The 1032-nt window shown below is 40.2% G+C and carries 1 protein-coding gene; it reads right to left on the bottom strand.

Features of this window, described 5'->3' with window-relative positions; all coding sequences use genetic code 11:
• Positions 1-1032 (bottom strand): trigger factor (gene tig, locus ACFIK8_RS09240; RefSeq protein ID WP_375669250.1); only part of this gene is annotated, 1032 nt, incomplete at both ends.

Here is a 1032-nt window from a genome sequence, read left to right as displayed (position 1 = left end):
CCTGATCAAAAACTGCTGCCTTTAGTTCATCCTCACTTATTTTAACACCAGCCTTCATCCCAATTTCGGAAAGCACTAAACCGAGACGAACACGACGTTGCGCAAGCACACGATATTCTTCTCGTGCATGCTTCTCTGTAACACCTTCATCTTCGAAGCTGCGTCCAGCCTTTTTTAAATCGTCATTAACCTGAGCCCATATATTGTTAAATTCAATTTCCAAAAGCCCTTCAGGAATTTCAAAATTGTAATCAGCATCTAAAGCATCAAGAATTTGACGCTTAATTTTTTGGCGTGTTATTGAGCCATATTGGCTTTCAATCTGCCCACGAACAACTTCACGTAAGCGTTCTAGAGATTCTAAACCAACTTTTTTCGCCGCCTCATCATCAATCTTTAGTTCATCTGGTTTAGAGATAGCTTTAACAGTTATATCAAATTCCGCATCCCGACCAGCCAAATGGACTGCACTGTAATTATCAGGGAATTTAACAGAAATCGTCTTCGTATCCCCCGCTTTCACGTCAACCAATTGCTCCTCAAAACCAGGAATAAATTGTTTTGACCCAAGAATCAGTTGCGCATCACTATCTGCCCCACCCTCAAATGGAACACCCTCCAGCTTACCCAAATAATCTATTGTAACACAATCCCCTTCTTCAGAAAGTCCCTCTTTTAGCGAATAACTCCGCGTAGAAGAAAGAACACGTTCTACTTGTTCATCAATCTCTTTTTCAGGAACAGCTGCAATTTCACGAATAATTTCAATATGGTCAAAGTCTTTAATTTCAAATTTTGGCAAAACTTCATACTTTAAACTGAAAATAAAATCGGCTCTTCCATCCAGAATTTTTTCATCTTCATCTATATCAATTTGCGGCTGCATCGCTGGACGTTCGTTACGGTCAGCTAAAATAGAACGGGGCGCATCGCTAATAATCTCATTAAGAATTTCTGCCATAAAAGACTTACCGTACATTTTACGCAGGTATCCAGCAGGCACCTTACCGGGACGAAAACCATTAAGCTTGA

The organism is Bartonella sp. MR168JLCBS (genome assembly GCF_042194175.1).
The sequence above is the reverse complement of the archived record's forward strand: the minus strand, read 5'-3'. Positions and strand labels throughout refer to the sequence as shown.